The 24,689-nt window shown below is 75.1% G+C and carries 23 protein-coding genes; 16 read left to right on the top strand and 7 right to left on the bottom strand.

What is annotated here, in order from left to right; translation table 11 throughout:
- The first annotated feature begins 5 nt into the window (after positions 1 to 5).
- From GA0070606_RS05045 to argH, 9 genes are all read left to right on the top strand, one after another.
- Positions 6 to 1,031: an NAD-dependent epimerase/dehydratase family protein gene (locus GA0070606_RS05045; protein ID WP_091095498.1), complete on the top strand. Its 1,026-nt coding sequence runs from the start codon at positions 6 to 8 to the stop codon at positions 1,029 to 1,031.
- Between the two features lie 160 nt (positions 1,032 to 1,191).
- Positions 1,192 to 2,193: an N-acetyl-gamma-glutamyl-phosphate reductase gene (gene argC, locus GA0070606_RS05040; protein ID WP_091095496.1), complete on the top strand. Its 1,002-nt coding sequence runs from the start codon at positions 1,192 to 1,194 to the stop codon at positions 2,191 to 2,193.
- Between the two features lie 175 nt (positions 2,194 to 2,368).
- Complete coding sequence (gene argJ / locus GA0070606_RS05035) at positions 2,369 to 3,541, top strand: bifunctional glutamate N-acetyltransferase/amino-acid acetyltransferase ArgJ (RefSeq protein WP_091095495.1); 1,173 nt, start codon at positions 2,369 to 2,371, stop codon at positions 3,539 to 3,541.
- Positions 3,538 to 4,479 carry an acetylglutamate kinase gene (argB, locus tag GA0070606_RS05030; RefSeq protein ID WP_091095493.1) on the top strand — a complete coding sequence of 314 codons (942 nt, stop codon included), beginning with the start codon at positions 3,538 to 3,540 and terminating at the stop codon, positions 4,477 to 4,479. The genes argJ and argB overlap by 4 nt, the downstream gene beginning before the upstream one ends.
- Positions 4,476 to 5,834 (top strand): acetylornithine transaminase, encoded by a 1,359-nt coding sequence (locus GA0070606_RS05025; protein ID WP_245724567.1) that lies wholly within the window; start codon positions 4,476 to 4,478, stop codon positions 5,832 to 5,834. The genes argB and GA0070606_RS05025 overlap by 4 nt, the downstream gene beginning before the upstream one ends.
- Entirely contained in the window at positions 5,831 to 6,808 is a 978-nt protein-coding gene (gene argF, locus GA0070606_RS05020; protein WP_091095491.1) for an ornithine carbamoyltransferase, read from the top strand. Before GA0070606_RS05025 ends, argF begins: the two co-directional genes overlap by 4 nt.
- Positions 6,805 to 7,320, top strand: coding sequence for an arginine repressor (locus GA0070606_RS05015; protein ID WP_091095488.1), 516 nt, complete (start codon positions 6,805 to 6,807; stop codon positions 7,318 to 7,320). The genes argF and GA0070606_RS05015 overlap by 4 nt, the downstream gene beginning before the upstream one ends.
- On the top strand, positions 7,317 to 8,519 hold the full coding sequence (locus GA0070606_RS05010) for an argininosuccinate synthase (RefSeq protein WP_091095486.1): 1,203 nt from the start codon (positions 7,317 to 7,319) through the stop codon (positions 8,517 to 8,519). Before GA0070606_RS05015 ends, GA0070606_RS05010 begins: the two co-directional genes overlap by 4 nt.
- Before the next feature lie 17 nt (positions 8,520 to 8,536).
- Positions 8,537 to 10,000: an argininosuccinate lyase gene (argH, locus tag GA0070606_RS05005; protein ID WP_091095485.1), complete on the top strand. Its 1,464-nt coding sequence runs from the start codon at positions 8,537 to 8,539 to the stop codon at positions 9,998 to 10,000.
- A gap of 104 nt (positions 10,001 to 10,104) precedes the next feature.
- Here the strand turns inward: argH and GA0070606_RS05000 are convergent, their stop codons facing one another.
- Genes GA0070606_RS05000 through GA0070606_RS04990 form a run of 3 tightly spaced genes read right to left on the bottom strand, consistent with a single transcriptional unit; the run spans position 10,105 to position 13,760 of the window.
- Positions 10,105 to 10,461: an MmcQ/YjbR family DNA-binding protein gene (locus GA0070606_RS05000; RefSeq protein WP_091107313.1), complete on the bottom strand. Its 357-nt coding sequence runs from the start codon at positions 10,459 to 10,461 to the stop codon at positions 10,105 to 10,107.
- A 50-nt stretch (positions 10,462 to 10,511) separates the two neighbouring features.
- Positions 10,512 to 10,931, bottom strand: coding sequence for a DNA-binding protein (locus GA0070606_RS04995; protein WP_091095483.1), 420 nt, complete (start codon positions 10,929 to 10,931; stop codon positions 10,512 to 10,514).
- Between the two features lie 12 nt (positions 10,932 to 10,943).
- On the bottom strand, positions 10,944 to 13,760 hold the full coding sequence (locus GA0070606_RS04990; protein ID WP_141721590.1) for an ATP-binding protein: 2,817 nt from the start codon (positions 13,758 to 13,760) through the stop codon (positions 10,944 to 10,946).
- A 161-nt stretch (positions 13,761 to 13,921) separates the two neighbouring features.
- Between GA0070606_RS04990 and GA0070606_RS04985 the strand changes: the two genes are divergently transcribed.
- The 6 genes from GA0070606_RS04985 to GA0070606_RS04960 all read left to right on the top strand — a co-directional run bounded on the left by GA0070606_RS04985 (position 13,922) and on the right by GA0070606_RS04960 (position 18,961).
- On the top strand, positions 13,922 to 14,512 hold the full coding sequence (locus tag GA0070606_RS04985) for a dihydrofolate reductase family protein (protein ID WP_091107311.1): 591 nt from the start codon (positions 13,922 to 13,924) through the stop codon (positions 14,510 to 14,512).
- A 37-nt stretch (positions 14,513 to 14,549) separates the two neighbouring features.
- Positions 14,550 to 15,029: a cupin domain-containing protein gene (locus GA0070606_RS04980; protein WP_091095478.1), complete on the top strand. Its 480-nt coding sequence runs from the start codon at positions 14,550 to 14,552 to the stop codon at positions 15,027 to 15,029.
- Positions 15,030 to 15,043: 14 nt separating this feature from the next.
- Positions 15,044 to 16,315, top strand: coding sequence for an SGNH/GDSL hydrolase family protein (locus GA0070606_RS04975; RefSeq protein ID WP_091095476.1), 1,272 nt, complete (start codon positions 15,044 to 15,046; stop codon positions 16,313 to 16,315).
- A gap of 153 nt (positions 16,316 to 16,468) precedes the next feature.
- A complete protein-coding gene (locus GA0070606_RS04970; RefSeq protein ID WP_245724907.1) occupies positions 16,469 to 17,101 on the top strand; it encodes a DNA-3-methyladenine glycosylase in 633 nt (210 codons plus the stop codon).
- A gap of 133 nt (positions 17,102 to 17,234) precedes the next feature.
- The gene (locus GA0070606_RS04965; RefSeq protein WP_091095473.1) at positions 17,235 to 18,341 is read left to right on the top strand and encodes an LLM class flavin-dependent oxidoreductase; all 1,107 of its coding nucleotides are present in this window, start codon (positions 17,235 to 17,237) and stop codon (positions 18,339 to 18,341) included.
- Positions 18,338 to 18,961 carry an FMN reductase gene (locus tag GA0070606_RS04960; protein ID WP_091095471.1) on the top strand — a complete coding sequence of 208 codons (624 nt, stop codon included), beginning with the start codon at positions 18,338 to 18,340 and terminating at the stop codon, positions 18,959 to 18,961. The genes GA0070606_RS04965 and GA0070606_RS04960 overlap by 4 nt, the downstream gene beginning before the upstream one ends.
- Before the next feature lie 53 nt (positions 18,962 to 19,014).
- Here GA0070606_RS04960 and GA0070606_RS04955 read toward each other — a convergent pair whose 3' ends face one another.
- From GA0070606_RS04955 to GA0070606_RS04945, 3 genes are all read right to left on the bottom strand, one after another.
- Positions 19,015 to 19,896: a universal stress protein gene (locus tag GA0070606_RS04955; RefSeq protein WP_091095469.1), complete on the bottom strand. Its 882-nt coding sequence runs from the start codon at positions 19,894 to 19,896 to the stop codon at positions 19,015 to 19,017.
- 200 nt (positions 19,897 to 20,096) lie between these two features.
- Entirely contained in the window at positions 20,097 to 20,996 is a 900-nt protein-coding gene (locus GA0070606_RS04950; protein ID WP_091095467.1) for a universal stress protein, read from the bottom strand.
- Between the two features lie 42 nt (positions 20,997 to 21,038).
- Positions 21,039 to 23,624, bottom strand: coding sequence for a cation-translocating P-type ATPase (locus GA0070606_RS04945; RefSeq protein WP_091095466.1), 2,586 nt, complete (start codon positions 23,622 to 23,624; stop codon positions 21,039 to 21,041).
- 256 nt (positions 23,625 to 23,880) lie between these two features.
- Here GA0070606_RS04945 and GA0070606_RS04940 point away from each other — a divergent pair, with 256 nt between their 5' ends.
- Positions 23,881 to 24,357 (top strand): cyclic nucleotide-binding domain-containing protein, encoded by a 477-nt coding sequence (locus GA0070606_RS04940; RefSeq protein WP_091095464.1) that lies wholly within the window; start codon positions 23,881 to 23,883, stop codon positions 24,355 to 24,357.
- Here the strand turns inward: GA0070606_RS04940 and GA0070606_RS32865 are convergent.
- The gene (locus GA0070606_RS32865) at positions 24,327 to 24,623 is read right to left on the bottom strand and encodes a hypothetical protein (protein ID WP_218105984.1); all 297 of its coding nucleotides are present in this window, start codon (positions 24,621 to 24,623) and stop codon (positions 24,327 to 24,329) included. The genes GA0070606_RS04940 and GA0070606_RS32865 overlap by 31 nt on opposite strands.
- Positions 24,624 to 24,689 lie beyond the last annotated feature (66 nt).

Raw genomic sequence — 24,689 nt, 5'->3', positions numbered from 1 at the left:
CGCACGTGGCGAAGGTCCTGGTAACTGGTTCGGCCGGCTTCATCGGCGGCTATCTCGTCTCCGAGCTGCTCGACCGGGGTCACGAGGTGGTCGGCGTCGACAACTTCTCCAAGTACGGCCCGGTCACCCACAGCTACGACGAGCACCCCCGGTTCCGCTTCGTCGAGGGCGACGCCCGGGACGTGGACCTGCTCACCGAGCTGCTCGACGGCTGCGACCACCTGGTCGCGGGGGCGGCGATGATCGGCGGCATCTCCTACTTCCACGCGTACGCCTACGACCTGCTCGCCACGAACGAGCGGATCATGGCGGCCACCTGCGACGCGGCGATCCGCGCCCGCCGCGACGGCCGGCTGGCGAAGGTCACCTACCTCTCCTCCTCGATGGTCTTCGAGTCCACCCAGCACTGGCCCAGCCGGGAGGGCGACGAGCGCCGCATCCCGCCGCCGCTGTCGTCGTACGGGTTCCAGAAGCTGGCGGTGGAGTACTACGCCCGGGCGGCCTGGGAGCAGTATCAGCTGCCGTACACGATCGTGCGGCCGTTCAACTGCGTCGGCGTGGGGGAGGGGCGCGCGCTGGGTCAGGCCGAGGTGCTCTCCGGCAACGTCAAGCTGGCCATGTCGCACGTCGTGCCCGACCTGGTGCAGAAGATCGTCAAGGGGCAGGACCCGCTGCGCATCCTCGGCGAGGGCAACCAGGTGCGCCACTACACGTACGGCGGCGACCTGGCCCGGGGGATCGCCACGGCGATCGAGCACCCGGCGGCGCACAACGAGGACTTCAACCTCTCCACCGCCGAGTCGACCACCGTCCTGGAACTGGCCGAGCTGATCTGGCGCAAGATCAAGGGCGCGGACGTGCCGTTCCGGTACGTCTCCGACGAGCCCTACCGGTACGACGTGCAGAAGCGGGTGCCGGACGTGACCAAGTCCCGGGAGGTGCTGGGCTTCACGGCGTCCACCTCGCTGGACGAGATGCTCGACGAGGTGATCCCGTGGGTGACCCGGGCGGTCGAGGAGGGCCGCCTCTGACCGGTGCCGCCCCTCGACGAGGCCCGTGTCGCGATCCCGCGGCGCGGGGCCTGCGTCGCGTCCGGCCCGCCTCGCCGCTGATTATGCGGCCGACTGCATGAACTTGCGATATCGGATCACTGCCTGCTAGCCTTTGCTGCATAGTCATGCGGAGGTGGGTATGGGTATCCGAGTCGCGGTGGCCGGGGCGAGCGGCTACGCCGGGGGCGAGCTGATCCGCCTGGTCGCCGGGCACCCGGAGTTCGACCTGGTCGCCGCCACCGCGCACAGCCAGGCCGGGCACCGGCTCGACGTCGTACACCCGCAGCTCGCCGGGCTGGACATGGTCCTCGGCGAGACCGACGCGGCGGCGCTGGCCGACGCGGACCTGGTCTTCCTGGCCCTGCCGCACGGCCAGTCGGCCGCCCTGGCCGCCCAGCTTCCGCCCGACGTCCGCGTCGTCGACCTGGGCGCCGACCACCGGCTGGCCGACCCCTACGCCTGGGCCAACTACTACGGCGGCACGCACGCGGGGCAGTGGACCTACGGCCTGCCCGAGCTGCCCGGCCAGCGGGAGTTGATCGCCGGCGCCACGCGGGTGGCCAACACGGGCTGCTACGCCGCCGCGATCACCCTCGCGCTGGCCCCGCTGATCGCCGCCGGCGCCGCCTCCCCGGCCGACGTGGTGGTCGTCGCGGCCTCCGGCACCTCCGGCGCCGGCAAGGCGGCCAAGCCGCACCTGCTCGGCAGCGAGGTGATGGGGGACCTGTCGCCCTACCGCGTCGGCACCCACCAGCACGTACCGGAGATCAAGCAGGCCACGGGAGCGACCGGCCTGTCGCTCACCCCGGTGCTCGCGCCGATGCCGCGCGGCATCCTCGCCACCGTGACCGCCGTGCCGGCGCGGGGCGTGGACCCGCGCGCGGTGCTCGCCGAGGCGTACGCGGACGCGCCGTTCGTGCACGTGCTGCCCGAGGGCGCCTGGCCGCACACCGCCGCCACCCTCGGCTCCAACTCCTGCCACCTGCAGGCCACCGTCGACGTCGACTCCCGCCGGATGATCGTGCTCAGCGCGCTGGACAACCTCGGCAAGGGCGCCGCCGGCCAGGCCGTGCAGAACGCCAACCTCATGTGCGGCCTGCCGGAGACGACGGGCCTGTCCATCTGGGGGGTGGCACCGTGAGCGCGAGGAGTACAGCGCAGCGGAGCCCCGCAGTCGCGAACGAAGGAGCGGCACCGGTGAGCGCGAGGAGTGCAGCGCAGCGGAGCCCCGCAGTCGCGAACGAAGGAGCGGCACCGGTGAGCGCGAGGAGTGCGGCGCGGCGGAGCCCCGCGGTCGCGAACGAAGGAGCGGACCAGTGAGTGTCACGACGCCGCGGGGGTTCCGGGCGGCCGGGGTGGCCGCCGGGCTCAAGGCCAGCGGCGCGAGTGACGTCGCGCTGGTCGTCAACGACGGGCCGGACGCCGGGGTCGCCGGCGTGTTCACCGCCAACCGGGTCAAGGCCGCGCCGGTGCTCTGGACCCAGCAGGTGGTGCGCGGCGGCGTCGTCCGCGCCGTGGTGCTCAACTCCGGCGGGGCCAACGCCTGCACCGGCCCGGCCGGCTTCCAGGACACCCACGCCACCGCCGAGCACGCCGCCGCCGCGCTCACCTCGGCCAGCCCTCGGCTGATGCTCGGGGCCGGCGACGTGGCGGTCTGCTCGACCGGCCTGATCGGCGAGCGGCTGCCGATGCGGAAGCTGCTCCCCGGCGTACGCGCCGCGATCCGCGGGCTGTCCCGCGACGGCGGCCCGGCGGCCGCCGAGGCCATCATGACCACGGACACCCGGCCCAAGACCGCGGTGGCCCGGGGCAGCGGCTGGACCGTCGGCGGCATGGCCAAGGGCGCCGGCATGCTCGCCCCCGCGATGGCCACCATGCTCTGCGTGCTGACCACCGACGCGGTGGCGGGCCCCGAGGTCCTCGACGCCGCGCTGCGGGAGGCGTGCCGGGTGACCTTCGACCGGATCGACTCCGACGGCTGCATGTCCACCAACGACACCGTCCTGCTGCTGTCCAGCGGGGCCTCCGGCATCGAGCCCACCGGGGCAGAGCTGACCGCCGCGGTGACCGCCGCCGCCCACGACCTGGCCCAGCAGCTCGTCGCCGACGCCGAGGGCGCCACCAAGCAGATCGCCGTCGACGTGGTCGGCGCGGCGAGCGAGGACGACGCGGTGGAGGTGGGTCGAGCGGTGGCCCGCAACAACCTGGTCAAGACCGCGCTGTTCGGCAACGACCCGAACTGGGGCCGGATCCTCGCGGCCGTCGGCACCACCGCCGCCGCCTTCGAGCCCGACGCGGTCGACGTCGCGGTGAACGGGGTCTGGGTGTGCCGCTCCGGCGCCGCCGCCGAGGACCGGTCGAAGGTCGACTTGTCCGGGCGGGACGTCACCATCCGGATCGACCTGCACGCCGGTGCCGCCGAGGCGACGATCTGGACCAACGATCTCTCCCACGCGTACGTCCACGAGAACTCGGCCTACTCGACATGAGCCTCACCACCGACCTCGCCCGCGCCCAGGCCAAGGCCGCCACGCTGATCGAGGCGCTGCCCTGGCTGGCCCGTTTCTCCGGCTCGACCGTCGTGGTCAAGTACGGCGGCAACGCCATGGTCGACCCCGAGCTGCAGCGGGCCTTCGCCGCCGACATGGTCTTCCTGCGTTACGCCGGCCTGAAGCCGGTCGTGGTGCACGGGGGCGGCCCGCAGATCTCCGCCATGCTGGGTCGGCTCGGCATCGCCAGCGAGTTCCGGGGCGGCCTGCGGGTCACCACCCCGGAGGCGATGGACGTGGTCCGGATGGTGCTCGTCGGCCAGGTGGGCCGGGAACTCGTCGGCCTGATCAACGCCCACGGCCCGTTCGCGGTCGGCCTCTCCGGCGAGGACGCCGGGCTGTTCACCGCCGTGCGGCGGCCCGCGTACGTGGACGGGGAGCCGGTCGACGTCGGGCAGGTCGGCGACGTCGAGTCGGTCGACGTCTCGGCGGTCACCGACCTGATCGCGGCCGGCCGCATCCCGGTCATCTCCACCGTCGCGCCCGACGCCGACGGGGTGCTGCACAACCTGAACGCCGACACCGCCGCCGCCGCGCTCGCCGTCGCCCTCGACGCCCGCAAGCTGGTCGTCCTCACCGACGTGCCGGGCCTCTACGCCGACTGGCCGGACACGAGCAGCCTGGTCAGCGAGATCACCGCCGACGAGCTGGCGGAGCTGCTGCCGTCGCTGTCCAGCGGCATGGTGCCCAAGATGGAGGCCTGCCTGCGGGCGGTGCGGCAGGGGGTCCCCGCCGCGCACGTCGTCGACGGCCGGGTCGCCCACTCCACACTGCTGGAGGTCTTCACCTCCGAAGGGTTCGGCACCATGGTCGTCGGCGCCAGGACCGCACCCACCACCCCGCCCGCCGCCGACAAGGAAGGCACGGTCCCGGCATGAGCACCCTCGTCGAGCGCTGGGCGCAGTCCATGATGGACAACTACGGCAGGCCACCGCTCGCCCTCGTCTCCGGCTCCGGCGCCGTCGTGGTCGACGACGCCGGCCGGGAGTACGTCGACCTCGTCGGCGGCATCGCGGTCAACGCCCTCGGTCACGCCCACCCGGCCGTGGTGGCGGCCGTGTCGAAGCAGGTCGCCACCCTCGGGCACGTCTCCAACCTCTACGTCGCCGAGCCGCCGGTGACGCTCGCCGAGCTGCTGCTGGCCCTGGCCGGGCGGCCCGGCCGGGTGTTCTTCGCCAACTCCGGCGCGGAGGCCAACGAGGCCGCGTTCAAGCTCTCCCGGCTGACCGGTCGCACGCACGTGGTGGCCACGACGGGCGGGTTCCACGGCCGCACCATGGGCGCGCTCGCGCTCACCGGCCAGCCCGCCAAGGCCGACCCGTTCCGCCCGCTGCCCGGCGAGGTCACCCACGTCGGCTACGGCGACGTCGCCGCCCTGGCGGCGGCCGTCACCGACGCCACCGCCATGGTGATCCTGGAGCCGATCCAGGGCGAGAACGGCGTCGTGGTCCCGCCGGCCGGCTACCTGGCCGCCGCCCGCCGGATCACCGCCCGGCACGGCGCCCTGCTGGTGCTCGACGAGGTGCAGACCGGCGTCGGCCGCACCGGCCACTGGTTCGCCCACCAGGCCGAGGGCGTCGAGCCCGACGTGGTGACCCTGGCCAAGGGGCTCGGGGGCGGCCTGCCCATCGGTGCCTGCCTGGCCTTCGGGCGGGCCGCCGAGCTGCTCGCCCCCGGCTCGCACGGCACCACCTTCGGCGGCAACCCGGTGAGCTGCGCCGCCGCACTCGCGGTGGTGGCGACCATCGCCAACGAGGGGCTGCTCGACCACGTCAAGCGGGTCGGCGAGCGGCTGCGCCGGGGGATCGAGGCGCTCGGCCACCCGCTGGTCGAGGGCGTGCGCGGCGCGGGCCTGCTGCTCGGCGTCGTGCTCGCCGCGCCCGTCTCGAAGGTGCTCGCCGAGGCGCTGCGGGAGACCGGCTTCCTGGTCAACCCGGTGCAGCCCGGCGTGGTCCGGCTCGCCCCGCCGCTGATCCTGACCGCCGCCCAGGTCGACGCCTTCCTGGCCGCCCTCCCGGGCGCCCTCGACGCGGCGTCCCCGGCCGCCGCCGGCTCCGCGCCGGATCTTGGTGACAAACGGCCCCTCCGAGGGCCGGAACCCACCAAGATCTCGACGCCGCCGGCCGCGCCGACCGCCTCGGCGTCGCCCACGGCGTCGACACCGCCCACCGCGCCCGGACCGTCCACCGGCGGCGCCGAGGCGAAGACGAGCACGACGGAGACGAGCGCATGATCCGGCACTTCCTGCGGGACGACGACCTGAGCCCCGCCGAGCAGTCGGCCGTGCTCGACCTCGCGGCACGGATGAAGGCGGACCGGTTCGGCCACCGGCCGCTGGCCGGACCCCGGTCGGTGGCGGTGCTGTTCGACAAGCAGAGCCTGCGTACCCGGTTCTCCTTCGACGTCGGCATCGCCGAACTCGGCGGGCACCCCCTCGTGGTGGACACCCAGGTGACCCACTTCGGGCGGGGCGAGACCCTCGGCGACGCCGGGCGGGTGCTCTCCCGCTACGTCGCGGCGATCGTGCTGCGTACGCACGGCGACGACCGGATCGCCGAGGTGGCCGAGGCGGCCACCGTCCCGGTGGTCAACGCGCTCACCGACGGATTCCACCCCTGCCAGCTCCTCGCCGACCTGCTCACGATCCGCGAGCACTGCGGCGGCACCGCCGGCCGGACCCTGGCCTACGTCGGCGACGCCGCCAACAACCTGTCCCACTCGTACCTGCTCGCCGGGGCGACCGCCGGGATGCACGTCCGGGTCGCCGGGCCGGCCGGCTTCGGCCCCGATCCGGAGGTGCTCGCCCGGGCGGAGAAGATCGCCGCCGGCACCGGCGGGTCGGTGCTGGCGCTGACCGACCCGGTCGAAGCGGTCGCCGGGGCCGACGTGGTCGCCACCGACACCTGGACGTCGATGGGGCAGGAGGACGACGGGCTGGACCGGCTCACCCCGTTCCTGCCGTACCAGGTCAACGCCGCGCTGCTCGGCCACGCCGCCCCCGGTGCCGTCGTGCTGCACTGCCTGCCCGCGCACCGCGGCGAGGAGATCACCGACGAGGTGCTCGACGGCCCGCAGAGCGTCGTGTTCGACGAGGCGGAGAATCGGCTGCACGCCCAGAAGGCGTTGCTGACGTTCCTCCTCGGGGCCGCGCCCGCCGCCCCGGACGCGGCGGCGCCGGGCGCCGACGCGACCAGGGAGACACCATGACCGCCCCGCTGACCCGTGCCGCCCGCCACGCCCGCATCGTCGAGCTGATCCGCGACAGGGCCATCCACTCGCAGACCGAGCTGGCCGACGTGCTCGCCGGCGACGGCATCGGCGTCACCCAGGCCACCCTGTCCCGCGACCTCAAGGAGTTGGGCGCGGTGACCGTACGCGGCGGCGACGGGCGGGCGGTCTACCTGATCCCCGAGGACGGCCACCGGCCGCTGCGCGACGCCGAGGCGGCGCCGGCCCGGCTGGTCCGGCTGCTGCGCGAGCTGCTCAACGGGGTCGACTCCAGCGGCAACATCGCCGTGCTGCGTACCCCGCCGGGCGCAGCCCAGTACCTCGCCAGCGCGTTGGACCGGGCGGGACTGCCCGAGGTGGTCGGCACCATCGCCGGCGACGACACCATCCTCGTCGTGGCCCGCGAGGCGGGCGGCGGGGCCGCGCTCGGCGACAAGCTGGCCGGCTGGGCCCGCGGGGAAGAGAACGTCGAAGGGAGCACCACACCATGACCGAGCGGGTCGTACTCGCCTACTCCGGGGGGCTCGACACCTCCGTCGCCATTCCGTACCTCGCCGAGCAGACCGGCGCCGAGGTGATCGCGGTGGCGGTCGACGTCGGGCAGGGTGGCGAGGACCTCGACGCCATCCGGCAGCGCGCCCTGGACTGCGGCGCCGTCGAGTCGGAGGTGGTCGACGCGCGAGACGAGTTCGCCGCCGAGTACTGCCTGCCGGCCGTCCGCGCCAACGCGCTCTACATGGACCGCTACCCACTGGTCTCCGCGCTGTCCCGGCCGCTGATCGTCAAGCACCTGGTGGCCGCGGCGCGCAAGCACGGCGGCACCATCGTGTCGCACGGCTGCACCGGCAAGGGCAACGACCAGGTCCGCTTCGAGGTGGGGCTGGGCGCGCTCGCCCCCGACCTGAAGATCGTCGCGCCGGCCCGGGACTTCGCCTGGACCCGGGACAAGGCGATCGCCTTCGCCGAGGAGAAGGGGCTGCCGATCGACGTGTCGGCGAAGTCGCCCTACTCGATCGACCAGAACCTGTGGGGCCGCGCCGTGGAGACCGGCTTCCTGGAGGACGTCTGGAACGCACCCGTCGAGGACCTCTACTCCTACACGTCCGACCCGGCCGAGCCGCGCGACGCCGACGAGGTCGTGATCACCTTCGACGCCGGCGTGCCGGTGGCGGTCGACGGCGAGACCGTCACCCCGTACCAGGCGATCCTGGAGCTCAACCGGCGCGCCGGCGCGCAGGGCGTCGGCCGGCTCGACATGGTCGAGGACCGCCTCGTCGGCATCAAGAGCCGCGAGGTGTACGAGGCGCCGGGCGCGATCGCCCTGATCACCGCCCACCAGGAGTTGGAGGCGGTGACCGTCGAGCGGGACCTGGCCCGGTTCAAGAAGAGCGTCGACCAGCGCTGGGGCGAGCTGGTCTACGACGGCCTCTGGTTCTCCCCGCTGAAGGGCTCCCTCGACGCGTTCATCGACGACGCCCAGCGGCACGTCAGCGGCGAGGTGCGGCTGATCCTGCACGGCGGCCGGGCCACCGTCACCGGCCGGCGCTCCGAGGCCAGCCTCTACGACTTCGGCATGGCCACCTACGACACCGGCGACACCTTCGACCAGTCCCTGGCCAAGGGCTTCGTCCAGCTCTGGGGCCTGCCCAGCAGGATGGCCGCGGCGCGGGACGCCCGGCTGGGAGGCTGAGGATCGTGGGCACCACAATGGGCGACGTGGACGACAAGAGCCTGACCGAGAACAGCGCCGCCACCAACCGCACCAGCCTCTGGGGCGGCCGGTTCGCCGGCGGTCCCGCCGAAGCCCTGGCCCGGCTGTCGGTGAGCGTGCAGTTCGACTGGCGCCTCGCCCCGTACGACATCGCGGGTTCCCGGGCGCACGCCCGGGTCCTCGCCGGCGCGGGCCTGCTCGACCCGGAGGAGCTGGGCCGCATCCTCGCCGCCCTGGACGACCTGGAGGCGGCCTGCGCCTCCGGCCAGTTCCGCCCGACCGTCGACGACGAGGACGTGCACACCGCGCTGGAGCGCGGGCTGCTGGAACGCCTGGGCAGCCTCGGCGGCAAGCTGCGCGCCGGCCGGTCCCGCAACGACCAGGTCGCCACCGACCTGCGACTCTATCTGCGCGACCACGCCCGGGGCGTGGCGGCGCGGCTGGTCGAGCTGGCCGAGGCCCTCGTCGAGCAGGCCGGGCGGCACGTGGACACCGCCGCCCCGGGGATGACCCACCTCCAGCACGCCCAGCCGGTCACCTTCGGGCACTGGCTGCTGGCTCACGTGCAGCCGCTGCTGCGCGACCTGGAGCGGCTGCGCGACTGGGACCACCGCACGGCGGTCAGCCCGCTCGGCGCGGGCGCGCTGGCCGGCTCCGGCCTGCCGCTGGACCCGGTGGCCGTCTCCAAGGAGCTGGGCTTCCGCACGTCCTTCGCCAATTCGATGGACGCCGTGGCCGACCGGGACTTCGTCGCCGAGTTCCTCTTCGTCACCGCGATGATCGGCGTGCACCTGTCCCGCCTCGGCGAGGAGGTGGTGCTCTGGACGTCCCAGGAGTTCGGCTGGGTCGAGCTGGACGACGCCTTCGCCACCGGCTCGTCGATCATGCCGCAGAAGAAGAACGCGGACATCGCCGAGCTGGCCCGGGGCAAGTCCGGCCGCCTGGTGGGTGGGCTGATGGCCGTGCTCACCATGCTCAAGGGCCTGCCGATGACCTACGACCGGGACATGCAGGAGGACAAGGAGCCGGCCTTCGACGCGGTCGACACCCTGGAGCTGCTGCTGCCGGCCCTCGCCGGGATGGTCTCCACGATGACGGTGCGGGTGGACCGGCTGGTCGCCGCCGCGCCGGTGGGCTTCTCGCTGGCCACCGAGGTGGCCGACTGGCTCGTCCGGCGGGGGGTGCCGTTCCGCGACGCGCACGAGATCACCGGCCGGCTGGTGGCGCTCTGCGTGGCCCGGGACTGCGCCCTCGACGAGGTCAGCGACGACGACCTGGCGGCGGTCAGCGAGCACCTCGACCCGTCCGTGCGGGACGTGCTGTCGGTGCGGTCGGCGCTCGCCGCCCGGATCACGCCGGGCTCGACCGGCCCCGGCCCGGTCGCCGACCAGCTCGCCACCGCGGCGGACAAGCTGGCCGGCTGGCGGGAGTGGGCCGCCGAGCGGGTCGTGCCCCGCTGAGGGGTGCCGTTGCGGAGAAATCCGCTCACCTTCGGGGAAACCGCTGCCTCGCCGTCGCCTGCGGCGGCGGTTTCCCCGAAGGTGCGGCAGTTTCCCCGAGGTGCTCACGCCCCGGGGCGTTCGCGCTTCGGCAGCTTCGCCACCACCGCGTCGTACGAGCCGTCGACCGCCTCGGTCAGCTCCTCGTCGTCGATCCCGCCGGCCAGGCGCAGCGTGTTCCAGCCGGAGCGCCCGATGTACGGCGACGGCCGCGCGTCGCCCGGGTGCCGGTGCAGCCACTCGTCGGCGATCTCCCGGCTCGGGCCGCACTTCACCCCGACCGTCGGGTCGTCGCCGTCGACGGAGCCGAGGAAGGCGAAGATCCGGCTGCCGACCTTCACCACCTCGTCGCCCTCCCACGGCTGGTCCAGCCACGCCCCCGGCTTGCCCAGGCAGTACGCCAGCATCTCCTCGCGCGTCATCGCGTCCTCCTCGACACCGATCCCGTGCCCAGTCTGGCCCACCGGCCGCGTCAGTCGGTGGTGGCGGTGCGGGCGGAGAGCCTCTCGAAGCGCTGCTTGGCCGCCTGCGCGCTGCCCAGCCCCAGCCCGTACGCGATCTGCTGCCAGGTGAGCCCTCGGGCGCGCGCCAGCGTCAGCAGCCCGGCCTCCATGGTGTCGACCTCGGCGCGCAGGTGCGGCACGAGCGTGAGCGCCGCGACGAGGTCGGCGTCGTCGACCGGCTCCTCCCCGGGCTCCACCTCGGCGCCGCCGGCGGCCAGGGCGGTGACCAGCGCGACCGCCTCGTAGGTGTCGGGGACGTAGGGGTTGGTGTGCCGGCGCCGGCGGGTCTCGGTGCCGGCGTGGCGTTCGGCGATGTGGTGCAGGGCCGAGTAGGTGCGTTCGGCGCGGGCACGACCCGCGTCCGGCGTGGCGAAGACGTGGTCGGTCATACCCTCATCGGATCATGCCAACGCGCCGTTGTCAACGAACCGTTTATGCAGTGCGGCTATCTCGTTGCGCCCCTCGGCCGCCCGGTCGGGCAGCAACAGCAGCGTGCAGGCCCGTTCGAACCGGGCGCCGGCGCGGTCGAAGGCCTCGGCCGAGGCGGCCAGCACCCGCTCGTCGTGGCGCAGCCGCCCGGTGGCGCGGGTCAGGCAGGCCATCGCCCAGTCGTTCTCCGCGCACGCCGGCGCCGCCGCGGCGAGGCGCTCGGCCGCGTCCGGCAGCCCGGCGACGACGGCGAGTTCGGCCGCCGCGGCCCGGGCGTACGGCTCGTACCTGCCCGGCGTGCCAAAGGCCCGCTCGACCAGCGCCGCCGCGTCCTCCACCCGCCCGGCGTGCACGGCGACCCGCGCGTCCACGAAGGTGAAGAACGGCACGAGGCCGAGCGGGTGCCCGGCGTCGACGCGTCCGGTGACCTGGAGGGCCCGGCTGCGCCACCGGGCACAGCCCGCATCATCGCCGAGCAGGCCGTGGGCGAGCGCGGACGTCAGGACGGCCACCGACAGCCACGGCGCCGGCGGGCTGCCCGCCCGTAGCCAACCGGCCCACATGGCGTCCGCGTGCCGCACCGCCTCCGCCAACCACCCGCTGAGGGCCAGGGCCGGCACCAGCTTGCTCGCCGGGCCGTACGGGTGATTGCTCAACAGGTCGTCGTGCGTGACGCGCAGCGCCCCGGCCAGCGCGGCCCGCAGATCGCCGGCGACGATCGCGCAGCCCGCCGCCATGTGCAACGCGTCGACGATTTCCACACCGGCGTACGGATCGTCGCGCGGCAGGCTGGGCAGCAGGGCGATCCGTTCCCCGGTGACCCGGTGCGCCTCGCGCAGCCGTCCGGCCGTGGTGGCGGCCACGCTCACCGCCTCCAGAGCGGCACTGACCAGCACCGGGTCGCCGGCGGAGCGGGCGGCGGCCAGCGCGGCGGCGGCGAGTTGCGGGTCGGGTGCGCGCCACTGCCCGCCGGCTGTCCACGCCCTCGCCAGCGCGAGGCAGGCGGACACGGTGGGCCGGTCCGGCGCCCCACTGGCGACCGCCTGGTCCAGCAGGTCACGCAGCCGGTGCTGAGGCATCTCGGCCGCCGGCTCCGAGCTGAACCGGTTGGCCAGTTCCACCGCCCGTGCCAGCGCGACGGCCCGGGCGTCGCCGTCGCCGGCTGCCTCGGCCCGTTCGGCCGCCGCCATCAGCTGACGGAAGGCCCGCGGGCTGGAGTTGGTGACGATGACGACGCAGTCGGCCGCGCTGCGCAGATCCCGGGCGGCGTCCTTCGGGGTGGGGGCGAAGGCGGCCGCCCGCTCGAAGTGGTCGGCGGCCTCGAGGAGGAACCGGTGCGCGTAGGTGAGGCGGCCGAGCGCGCGGGCCAGCCGGTGGGCGAGCGGGCTCGGCCCCGACGGACAGTTCGCCAGGGCGGCCCTGAGGTCGTCGGCGACGGCCGGAAACTCCGGTCGCCGTTCGTCGGGCGACGTGTCCGCCGCCGGCGGCTGCGACCCGTCTCCGGGCCTCGGGCGGTCGCCCAGCCGCCGCTCGAGGCCGACCGCGGTCGCCGCGGCCCAGTCCAGGTGCCGCTGCCGCAGCGCCGGCTCCTCGCCGGCTGCCGTGAGCTGCTCGATGGCGAAGGCGCGCACCGTCTCCAACAGCCGCCACCGGCTCACCGCGCCCCGCACCCGCACGACGAGGCTCTTCTCCACCAGTCGGGCGAGCAGGTCGGCGACCACGCCGGGCCGGGCCTGCGGGCTGACCGCCGCCGCGGCGGTCAGGTCGAAGCTGCCGACGAAGACCGACAGGCGGCGGAACAGCGCGCGTTCCTCGACGTCCAGCAGGTCGTGGCTCCAGTCGATGACCGCCCGCAGCGAGCGGTGCCGCCCGTCCGCCCGGCGCCCACCGGCCAGCAGGCGCAGCATGTCGTCGACGGCTGCCAGCAGGCCGGGCACGCCCAGCGAGGCGCTGCGTGCGGCGGCCAGCTCGATCGCCAGGGGCATGCCGTCGAGCCGGGCGCACAACTCGGCCACGACCGTCGGGTCCGCGCTGTAGTCCGGGTCGGCCGCCCGCGCCCGGTCGTCGAACAGTGCCACCGCGTCGGTCGCCGCCGGCAGCGGAGCCACCGGGACGACCTGCTCGCCGGGCACGGCGAGTCGCTCGCGGCTGGTGGCCAGGACGGTCGTGCCGGGGCAGGCGGACAGGATCCGCTCGACGAAGCCGGCGACCGGGTCGAGCAGGTGCTCGCAGTTGTCCAGCACCAGCAGGGCACGGTCCTGACCGAGACGGCTCACGATGGCGGCCAGCAACGGCTGCTGGGCCTGCTCGGCGACCCCGAGCGCGGTCGCCACGGCCTGCGCCACGAAGCCGTCCCGGACCGGTACGAGATCGACGAACGCCCCGCCGAACGGAAAGGAGGGCGCCGCCGCCGCGCTGGCCGCACATGCCAGGCGGGTCTTGCCGACCCCACCCGGACCGACGAGGGTCACCAGCCGGTTGCGGTCGAGCGCGGCGAGGATGGCGTCCCGCTCGGGCCCGCGCCCGACGAACGCCGTGCGTGGCTCCGGCATCCCGACCAGCCGGCCGGCCGGCAGTTGGCCGTCCGGCGGCGATCCGCCGAGGGCCGCCAACGCGATCCGGTCGGCGACGCCGTACTTGCGCAGCAACGACGACACATGACTTTCCACAGTGCGCACCGAGATGAACAGCCGTTCGGCGATCTCGGTGTTCGACAGGCGCAGACCCAGCAGGGCGAGCACCTCGGCCTCGCGCTTGGACGGTCGTTCGGTGGCGGTCGGACGGGGCACGCTCCCATTGTTCCGCACCGCGCCGGGCAGCGTCCGTACCAGGCTTCCGTGATCGGATCCGTGGCCGACACGGATGCCCGCCGCCCACGCCCGGCAGCACGATGGTCATCGACAGGGCGGCCGGTGCGAGATCCGGCCGCGACGAGAAGGGACCGCAACCGATGACCGACACGAACGCCGCGCCGGCCAGGAAGGTGATCGCTTCGACGTACGTCTCTCTGGACGGGGTCATCGCGAATCCGCACCTGTGGATGATGTCGTACATGAACGAGGAGGGGCAGCGGTACGCCCTGGAGCAGCTGTTCGCCAGCGACGCCCTGCTGCTGGGACGCACCACCTACGAGGGATTCGCCCAGGCGTGGCCGAGCATGCCGCGCGACGAGGCCGGCTTCGCCGACCGGATGAACAGCATGCCGAAGTACGTGGTCTCGACGACCCTGCAGGACGCCGACTGGAGCAACTCGACGATCATCTCCGGCGACGTGGTCAAGGAGGTCGGCGAGCTCAAGCGGCAGCCCGGCAAGGACATCCTGACGTACGGGTTCGGCCGGCTCGCCCGTACCCTGCTCGACCACGACCTCCTCGACGAGCTGCGGTTCTGGCTGCACCCCGTGCTCGTCGGCGACGGGCTGGTGGAGAACGGTGACCTGCTGTTCCGCCACGGCGGCGCGGCCAGCCTGGAACTCGTCGGCCAGACCGCGTTCAGCTCGGGCGTGGTCGTCCTGCGCTACCGGCCGGCGAAGAAGCGGTAACGCCTCGTCCCCCGCGACCCGTCGAAGAGGAGCACCAATGACGTACCCCCCACCGCGGTACCTCGGCGCCACGGGTGAGACCACCGCGACGTACCGCACGGCCCACTCGCCGCCCGAGCTGCGCCACGCCGACGGGGGCGAGGCGCACTACCTGGCCACCGGAGCCACCACCAACGGCCAGTTCGGCCTCTATCGCTGGGACATGGGTCCGGCACCGAGCGGGCCGGCCCCGCACTTCCACCGGAGTATCTCCGAGTCGTTCTTCATCCTCGCCGGCTCGGTGCGGATCTACGACGGCAGGCGCTGGATCGACACCGGGCCGGGTGACTTCGTCCACGTCCCGGAGGGCGGAATCCACGCGTTCCGCAACGAGTCCGGTCAACCCGCCTCGATGCTGCTGCACTTCGCGCCGGGCGCTCCCAGGGAGGGCTACTTCGACGAGTTGTCCGGGCTGGCGGCGCTGAGCGAGGAGGAACGGGCCGACTTCTTCCTCCACCACGACACCTACTGGCTCTGAGAGGACGTGTTCAGATGCATTCGAGACGTGGCCGCCTCGCGGTCGCCGTGGCCCTGCTGGCCGTCGGGCTGACCACCGCGCTCCCGGCGGCACCCGCGACGGCCGTGCCCCACGGCGACGCGCGCGGCGGTTGGTCGGCCGGCTGGGCGAGCGCTCCGCAGCACCCGGTGCCGGGCAACGAGTGGGACGGGCCGAACTGGTCCACCGAGGGCTTCCGGAACCAGTCGGTGCGGCAGGTGGTCCGGCTGAGCGTCGGTGGCAGCCGGCTGCGGATCCGGCTGTCCAACCGCTACGGCACCGGGCCGCTGCGGGTCAGTGGGGCGACCATCGGCCGGACCACCGCCGGGGCGGCGGTGCGGCCCGGCACCGTCCGGCGGCTCACCTTCGGCCGGTCGGCCGGCGTGACGATCCCGGCAGGCCGCGACGTCGCCACCGACGTGGTGTTCCTGCGCACCAGGCCGCTGGAGCGGCTGACCGTCACGTTGTACCTGGCCGGGTCGACCGGCCCCGCCACCTTCCACGAGAACGGGTTGACCACCACCTACCGCGCTGCCGGCGACCACCGGTACGACCGCGACGGCCGCGCGTTCGCGGGCGAGGTCAGCGACTCCTGGTACTACCTGACGGGAGTGGACGTCGCGGGCGGGCCTCGGCCCGGGCGCGGCACGGTGGTGACCCTGGGTGACTCCATCACGGACGGCTACGGCTCGACGTCCGGCGCGGACAACCGCTATCCGGACCAGTTGGCCGAGCGGCTGGCCGCCGCGGGCGTGCCGATGGGTGTGGCGAACGTCGGCATCAACGGCAACAAGTTGCTCACCGATTCGACCTGCTACGGCGAGAGCATGCTGACCCGCTTCCGCCGGGACGTGCTGGACCAGCCCGGGGTGCGTACGGTGATCGTCGCGGCCGGCATCAACGACCTCGGCACCAGCGAGCTGCCCGACTTCGGCTGCGGTCCCTCGCCGAAGGTCGACGAGCACCACCTCGTGGCCGGTTACCGGGCGTTGATCCACATCGCCCGCGCCCGGGGGATCACCGTCGTCGGCACCACCCTGTCCCCGGTGGCGGGCAGCGTGTACGGACGGGCTGAGGAGTCCCGGGTCGCGGTCAACCACTGGATCCGCAGCAGCGGCGAGTTCGACGCGGTGGCCGACGTCGACCGGGCCCTCGCCGACCCGGAAGGCCCCGGGCTGCGGCCGGCGTACGACTGCGGCGACCGGCTGCACCCGAACGACGCGGGGGCGCAGGCCATCGCCGACGCCATCGAGCTGCGCCACCTCTGACGGTCCGGTCGCCACCTGACGGCCGCGCGTGCTCTCGTAGCCGCGCGGCCGCCGCGGCGCGTGCGGGCGGGCGGGCGGCATGAGGTCGGGCGCCGCGACGAGGCCGGCGTCGAGCGGCGGTCGGTGCGCCGCGCGGATAGGGTCGGGCCTGTGGTGGCGTACTCCGACTCCCGTCCCGCCGGCCTCACGGGGCTGGCCGACCTGCTCGCCGGGCCCGTGGTGCCGGCGGCGCGGGGCCTGCTCGGCTGCCGGCTCTCCGCGGGCGGCGTCACCGTCCGGATCACCGAGGTCGAGGCGTACGCCGGGACGGCCGGCGACCCGGCGTCGCACGCGCACCGGGGACGCACCCCGCGCAACGCGGTCATGTTCGGCCCGGCCGGGCACGCCTACGTCTACTTCACCTACGGCATGCACTGGTGCATGAACGTGGTCACCGGGCCGGACGGTGAGGCCTCGGCGGTGCTGCTGCGCGCCGGCGAGGTGGTCGACGGCCTCGACGAGGCCCGGGCCCGCCGCACCGCCGTACGCCGGGACGTCGATCTCGCGCGCGGGCCCGCCCGGCTCTGCGCGGCGCTGGGCATCGACAGGAGCGTCTACGGTCGCTACCTGCTCGGCGACGGCCCGGTCCGGCTGCGCCCGGCCGACCGGCCGGTGCCGGCGGACGCGGTGGCCGACGGCCCGAGGGTGGGCGTGACGGGGGCGCACGACGTGCCGTGGCGCTTCTGGATCGCCGACGACCCGACGGTCAGCGCCTACCGCCGGCACGTTCCCCGCAGCCGCGCCTGACCGGCGCCGCCGGGCCGGGGTGACGGCGCCCACCGGCGGCGGCACCCCTCGCGGAATAGTTGACTCGTCAAATATGTTGTGCGGTGCGTCCGGGAGCCGCTCCGGCCCCGGCGGACAACGCGAGGAGCTGGTCATGCAGTTCGGAGTCTTCACCGTCGGCGACGTCACGGTCGACCCGACCACCGGTCGGGAGCCGACCGAGCATGAGCGGATCAAGGCGATGGTCACCATCGCGCTCAAGGCCGAGGAGGTCGGCCTCGACGTCTTCGCCACCGGCGAGCACCACAACCCGCCGTTCGTGCCGTCGTCGCCCACCACCATGCTGGGCTACGTCGCCGCCCGCACCGAGCGGCTGCTGCTGTCGACGTCGACCACGCTGATCACCACCAACGACCCGGTGAAGATCGCCGAGGACTACGCGATGCTCCAGCACCTCGCCGACGGCCGGGTGGACCTGATGATGGGGCGCGGCAACACCGGCCCGGTCTACCCGTGGTTCGGGCAGGACATCCGCAACGGCATCCCGCTCGCCATCGAGAACTACGACCTGCTGCGCCGGCTCTGGCGCGAGGACGTGGTCGACTGGTCCGGCCGCTTCCGCACCCCGCTGCAGTCGTTCACCTCGACGCCCCGCCCGCTCGACGGCGTGCCGCCGTTCGTCTGGCACGGCTCGATCCGCAGCCCCGAGATCGCCGAGCAGGCCGCCTACTACGGCGACGGCTTCTTCGCCAACCACATCTTCTGGCCCAGGGAGCACACCCAGCGGATGGTCGAGCTCTACCGGCAGCGCTACGCGCACTACGGCCACGGCTCCGCCGACCAGGCGATCGTCGGCCTCGGCGGGCAGGTGTTCATGCGGCGCAACTCGCAGGACGCGGTGCGGGAGTTCCGCCCCTACTTCGACAACGCCCCCGTCTACGGCCACGGCCCGTCGCTGGAGGAGTTCACCGCGCAGACCCCGCTGACCGTCGGCAGCCCGCAGCAGGTCATCGACCGGACGCTGGGCTTCCGCGACTACGTCGGCGACTACCAGCGGCAGCTCTTCCTGATCGACCACGCCGGCCTGCCGCTGAAGACCGTGCTGGAGCAGCTCGACCTGCTCGGCGAGGAGGTGGTTCCGGTGCTGCGCAAGGAGTTCGAGTCGCTGCGCCCGGCGCACGTGCCCGAGGCGCCCACGCACGCCTCGCTGCGGGCCGCCGCCGCGCGTGCCGAGCGGGCCGGGTCGGAGGCGGGCCGATGACCCGCCGCACCCTCGCCGTGGTGTCGGCCGGGCTCGGTCAGCCCTCGTCGACCCGGCTGCTCGCCGACCAGCTCGCCGCCGCCACCCGCGACGAGCTGGCCCGGCGGGGCGACGACGTCGACGTCCGCCCCGTCGAGCTGCGCGAGCACGCCCACGACATCGTCAACCACCTGCTCACCGGCTTCCCGTCGGCGGCGCTGCGGGAGGTGCTCGACACGGTCACCGGCGCGGACGGGCTGATCGCCGTCACCCCGATCTTCAACGCGTCGTACAACGGGCTGTTCAAGTCCTTCTTCGACCTGGTCGACGCCGGTGCGCTGGCGGACCGGCCGGTGCTGGTCGGCGCCACCGGCGGCACCGCCCGGCACTCGCTCGCCCTGGAGCACGCCCTGCGGCCGATGTTCGCGTACCTGCGGTCGGTCGTGGTGCCCACGGCGGTCTTCGCCGCGCCGGAGGACTGGGCCGCCGGCGCCGCCGACGGCGCGCTGCGCGCGCGGACCGACCGCGCCGCGGGCGAGCTGGCCGACCAGATCCGGCGGCGCCCGCCGTCCGCCGGACCCGTGGACCCGTTCGCCCTCACCACCAGCTTCGAGGAGCTGCTCGGAGGGCGCGACCACTGACCGACGCCCGGCCCGCCGACCCTCTTCCCGGGGGCCGGCGGGCCGGGGGCGGTTCAGCGGGCGTGGCCGTACGGGCGGGCGACCAGCACCGGGCAGTGCGCGTGCTGCACCAGCGCCTGGCTGACCGAGCCGAGCAGCAGCCCGGCGAAGCCGCCCCGGCCCCGCGAGCCGACCACCACCAGCGCCGCGTCGCCGCTGGCCTCGATCAGCGCCTGCTCCGGTTTGGCGGCCGACAGCACCCGCTCCTCGACGGGCAGCCCCGGGTGGCTGCCGCGGACCGCCGCCGCGGCCGTGGCCAGCAGCCCGGCCGACTCCGCGTGCGCGGCGGACCCCGTCTCCGTCACCTCGTCGGGCACCCGACGCTCCCCGTCCGGCGGCCGGACGTGCGCCAGCACCAGGCCGGTCCCGCGGCGGGTCGCCTCGTCGGCGGCGTACCCGACGGCCAGCTCGGCCGGCTCCGAACCGTCCACCCCGACCAGCACCGGCCCGGCGACCGGGATCGGTTCCTCGGCGGGACGGACCACCAGCACCGGGCAGTGCGCGTGCGAGGCCACCTGCGTGCCCACCGAGCCGAGCAGCAGCCCCGCGAAGCCGCCCAGACCCCGGCTGCCCACCACCACCAGCTCCGCCCGACGGGACTCCTCGACCAGCGTCGCGCCCGGCCCACCGGCCACCTGGCGCACCTCGACGGTCAGCCCGGGCCAGCGTTCCGCGAGGTCGGCGGCCGCCTGCTCCAGCATCTTCTGCCCGTCCTCGGTCGGCGCCGGCAACCCCAGGTCGTACGGGTTGACCGGCACGCCGTAGCCGAGCGGGTGCAGGTAGCCGTGCACCAGGTGCAGCGGGCGGGACCGCTGCACGGCGGCCCGGGCGGCGTGCTCCGCCGCCACCAGGCTCGGCGGCGATCCGTCCACCCCCACCACGACGGGTCGGTTCATCAGCCCTCCCAGAAGTCGATCAGGTCATTGTCGACGCGGTCGCGCCGGCCCACCGGGATTTCCCCGTCGCGCCGCGCGCCGGAACCGGGCCCGTCGCGCGCGTGTCCCCGCCGGGCCTCCCGTCGCGCCGCGCGCCGGAACCGGCCCCGTCACGCCGGCCGGGGGAGCGGTCGGCGCGACGGGATCGGCGCTCGGAGAGGTCAGGACGCGGTGGCCCGCTTCGGGTGCCGCACGATCACCAGCGGGGAGTGCGCGTGGTGCAGCACGGCGTGGCTGACGGAACCGAGCAGCAGCCCGCTCAGCGGGCCCCGGCCGCGCGCCCCGACGACCGTGAGCTGGGCCGCCTTCGACTCCTCCACCAGCACCCGGGCCGGGGTGCCGCGGACCAGCCGGTGCCGCACCGGCACGTCCGGGTAGCGCTCGGCGAAACCCGCGAGGGACTCGGCGAGCGTCCGCTCCTGCTCCGCCGCGTAGGCGTCGAGGTCGTACACCAGGGGCAGGATGTCGCCGGGGCCCACCGGCGTCGGGTAGAGCCAGGCCTGCACCGCGAGCAGCGGGGCGCCCCGGCGGGACGCCTCCTCGAAGGCGAACCCGACGGCCTCCATGGAGCACTCGGAACCGTCCACGCCCACCAGGACCGGCCCGTCGGCGCGCTCCTCGCCGCGCACCACCAGGACCGGGCAGAGCGCGTGGGCGGAGACCTGCACGGTCACCGAGCCGATCAGCAGCCCGGCGAAGCCGCCCAGCCCGCGGTGGCCGAGCACCATCAGCGCGGCCTCGCGGGACTCGTCGAGCATGACGGGGGTCGCCGCGCCGTCGACCACCGCGCCGGTCACCGCCACGTCGGGGGCGACCTTGCCGGCCTCGGCGACCGCCTCGGCGACGTAGCGCTCGGCCTGGTTGCGCAGGCCGGCGTCGGCCGGCGCGCCCGGCACCGCGTCCAGCGGGGCGTTGGGGATCAGCGGCCAGATGAAGGCGTGCACCACCCGCAGCGGGCGCTGCCGTTGCGCCGCCTCCCGCGCCGCCACCCGGACCGCATCCAGCGCGGCGGCCGAACCGTCCACACCCACGACGACCGGGGCACCGGTGTTGATGGTCATCTTTCCTCCCTTGCTACGCCTTCAGCCTGCTCCGCCCGAACGCTACCGGTCAGAGGCGGTCGTCCCGGCCGCCGGGCCGTTGGTCCCGAACCGCCCGCCCGAACGGCGGGCCAGCCGCAGCACCAGTCCGGGCAGCACGCTGACCGCGGCGCAGGCCGCCAGCTCGGCCGCGCCGAGCGGCGCGGTGCCGAGCAGGTCCCGCAGCGGCGGCAGCAGCACACCGGCCACCTGGAGCAGCGCCGACACCGCCACCGCGACCGGCAGCGCCCGGTTGCCCCGCCCCGCGCCGCGCGCCCGCGGCGCCCGGACCGCGAGCGCGACCCCGAGCTGGGCCAGGCCGAGCACCACGAACACCACCGACTGCCAGGGGCGGCCCCAGTGCGCGGCGGCGACGCCCGCGCCGAGCACCACGGCGGCGATCAGGGCGCCGGTGACCAGCACGTCCCGGCCCAGGCCGGCCCCGAGCACCGACTCCGAGGGGGAGCGCGGCGCGCGGCGCAGCGTGCCCGGCTCCGCCGGCTCCGCGCCCAGGGCCACGCCCGGCACGCCGTGGGTGAGCAGGTTCACCCAGAGGATCTGCGCCGGCAGCAGCGGTACGGCCAGCCCGAACAGCGGCCCGAGCAGCATCACCGCGATCTCGGCGACCCCGCCCGAGAGGGCGTACCGCAGGAACCGGCGGATGTTGTCGTAGATGCGGCGGCCCTCGCCGATCGCGGCGGCCACGGTGGACAGGTCGTCGTCGACGAGCACCAGGTCGGCGGCCTGCCGGGCGACCTCCGTGCCGCCGCCCATCGCCACCCCGATGTCGGCGCGGCGCAGGGCGGGAGCGTCGTTCACCCCGTCGCCGGTCATCGCCACCACGTGGCCCCGGGACTGCAACCCGGCGATGATGTCGAGCTTCTGCTCCGGCTGCGTACGCGCGAACACCCGGGCCCGCGGGTGCGCCCGCGCCGGGTCGCCGTCGTCGCCGCGTACCAGCGGGTCGCCCTCGCGCCACAGCCCGAGCTGGCCGCCGATCGCGGCGGCGGTCGCGGGATGGTCGCCGGTGATCAGCACCAGCCGGACCCCGGCGTCGTCGAAGCTGCCGGCGATGTCGGCCGCCCCCGCGCGCAGCGGGTCGCCGACGGCGACCAGCCCCGCCGGCCGCAGCCCGGCCGGCCGGGCCGGGTCCGCAGGCGGCGCGTCGGTGACGGCGGACGCGACCGCCAGCACCCGCAGCCCTTCGGCGGCCAGCCGGTGCGCGGTGGCCGTCAGCTCGGCGATCTCCTCGGCGGTGGCGTCGACCAGCGGCGCGGTCAGCACGTTCTCCGGCGCGCCCTTGCACACCACGAGGTAGCGGCCGTCGCAGGAGCGGTGCACCGTGGTCATCCGGCGAAGCTCCTGGTCGAAGGGGTGCTCGGTGACCCGGGGCCAGGCGGCGCGGGTGGTCTCCGGGTCGAGGCCGCAGCGGGCGGCGAACGCGACCAGCGCCGCCTCCAGCGGGTCGCCGACGGCGGCCCACTCCGGCCGCTCATCGGTGGGCGCCGCGAGGGTGGCGTCGTTGCAGAGCAGCCCGGCCCGCGCCAGGCGGCGCAGATCGTCCGGTACGGCCACCGGCTCGCCCCGGTGGTGCACGGCGCCGCGCGGCGCGTAGCCGGTGCCGGTGACGCCGTAGCGGGAGCCGTCGGCGGTGACCGCGTGCTGCACGGCCATCCGGCCCTCGGTGAGCGTGCCGGTCTTGTCGGAGGCGATCACGGTGACCGAGCCGAGCGTCTCCACGGCGTGCAGCCGGCGGGGGATCGCCCGCGCCCCGGCCATCCGGCGGGCGCCGAGGGCGAGGGCGAGGGTGACCACCGCGGGCAGCGACTCGGGTACCGCCGCCACCACCAGGCTGACCGCGGTGACCGCCATGTCGACGACGGGCCGGCCGCCGACCACGCCGACGACGAAGACCAGCCCGGAGAGCACCACCGCGGCGAAGCCGAGGACCCGGCCGAGCCCCGCGAGGCGGCGCTGCAACGGGGTGGCGGCGGGCCGGGTGGACGCCACCAGGGCGGTGATCCGGCCGAGCGCGCTCGCCGCGCCGGTGCGTACCACCGTGCCGGTGGCCCGCCCGGTGGTCACCACCGTTCCCGCGCTGGCCTCCTCGCCCGCGCTCCGGGCCACCGGGACGGACTCGCCGGTCAGCGCCGACTCGTCGAGGGTCAGCCGGGCGGCCTCGGCGAGGAGCAGGTCGGCGGGGACCACGTCGCCGGCCTCCACCCGCACCAGGTCGCCCCGGACCAGGTCGGCGGCGGGCAGGACGAGGTCGCGGCCGTCCCGCACGACCCGGGCGGTGGGCGCGGCGAGCTGGTCCAGCGCGGCGATCGCCCGGTCGGCCCGGACCTCCTGCACCACCCCGATCGCGGTGTTCACGAGCACGACCAGCACGATCACCGCGGTGTCCGGGTAGTCCCGCAGCACGGTGGTGACCACGGCGGCGGCCAGCAGCAGCGCCACCAGCGGATCGGTGAGCTGGTGCAGGACCCGCGAGGCCAGGTGCCGGCGGGGCGGCGCGGCCGCCGCGTTGGGACCGTCGGCGCGCAGCCGGGCGGCGGCCGCCGCGGAGCTGAGCCCGGCGGGCGGCCTGGTCGAGGTGTCAACGGGCACCGGTACGCCCCCGCCCCCGCCGTGTCCCGGACATGCCCACGTCGCCCTCCGCTCTGCCGTGGCGCCGTGGCGGCGCCCTCACCGAACTCCACCCTCGCCCCGACCCGACGAAACCGGCAGAGGAGTTCCGCCCGCGCGGCCAGGGACCAACGGCCCTTGCCGCCGGGGGCCGGCGCGCGGTGCACTGGGCGCCAGGACGGACGACCGCGTCGCAGGCCCGGCCACCGCCGGCCCGCCGGGCGAAGGAGGCACCCGCATGACCACCCTCGACGTGCTCCGCGCGCACCCGTTCCTCGCCGGGCTGCCCGAGCCGTGGCTGCCCCGGCTGGCCGGCTACGCCCGCCCGGTGGTCTGGCACCCCGGGCACCGGATGTTCCGGGCCGACCAGGCGGCGGGGCGCTTCTGGCTGGTCCGCGCCGGGCAGGTGGCGCTCGACTTCCCGGTGCCCGGCCGCGGCGACGTCGAGATCGAGACGATCGGCCCGGGCGGCGTGCTCGGCTGGTCGTGGCTGTTCCCGCCCTACCGCTGGCAGTTCGGGGCGGTGGCGGCGCAGCGCAGCACCGCCGTGGAGTTCACCGCCGAGGGGGTGCGCCGGCTGATGGAGTCCGACGACGCGCTCGGCCGCCAGCTCACCACCCGCTTCATGAGCGTGGTCGTGGACCGGCTGCACGCGGCCCGGGGCCGCCTGCTCGAGCTGTACGGCTACCCCGCGGTGACCCCGCCCGCCGCCTGACCCGCCCGGCCCGTCCCGCCGTCGACGGGGCGGCCGCGTACCACCAGGTCGTCGATCACCAGCCGGCCGACGCGCAGCTCCCGCACCACCGCCCGCCGGATCGCGAGCCGCCCGATCGCCAGCGCCCCGACGGCGACGGCCCCGACCGCCAGCGCCCCCACGGCCAGCGCGCCGAGCGAGGCCGCGCCGGCCGCCCGCGCGCCCGTCGCCACCGCGCCGCTGGCCCGCGCCCCGGTCGTCCGCAGCGCGCGTACGTCTCGTCCCATCCCGCCATTGTCCGCCCACCGCCGGCCGCGCGGGCGGCGAACCGGCACGACCGGCGACCCGACGGC

It is taken from the genome of Micromonospora citrea, from assembly GCF_900090315.1.
GTDB lineage: Bacteria > Actinomycetota > Actinomycetes > Mycobacteriales > Micromonosporaceae > Micromonospora > Micromonospora citrea.
Note: the sequence above shows the minus strand (reverse complement) of the source record. Positions and strands in the feature narration are given on the sequence as shown.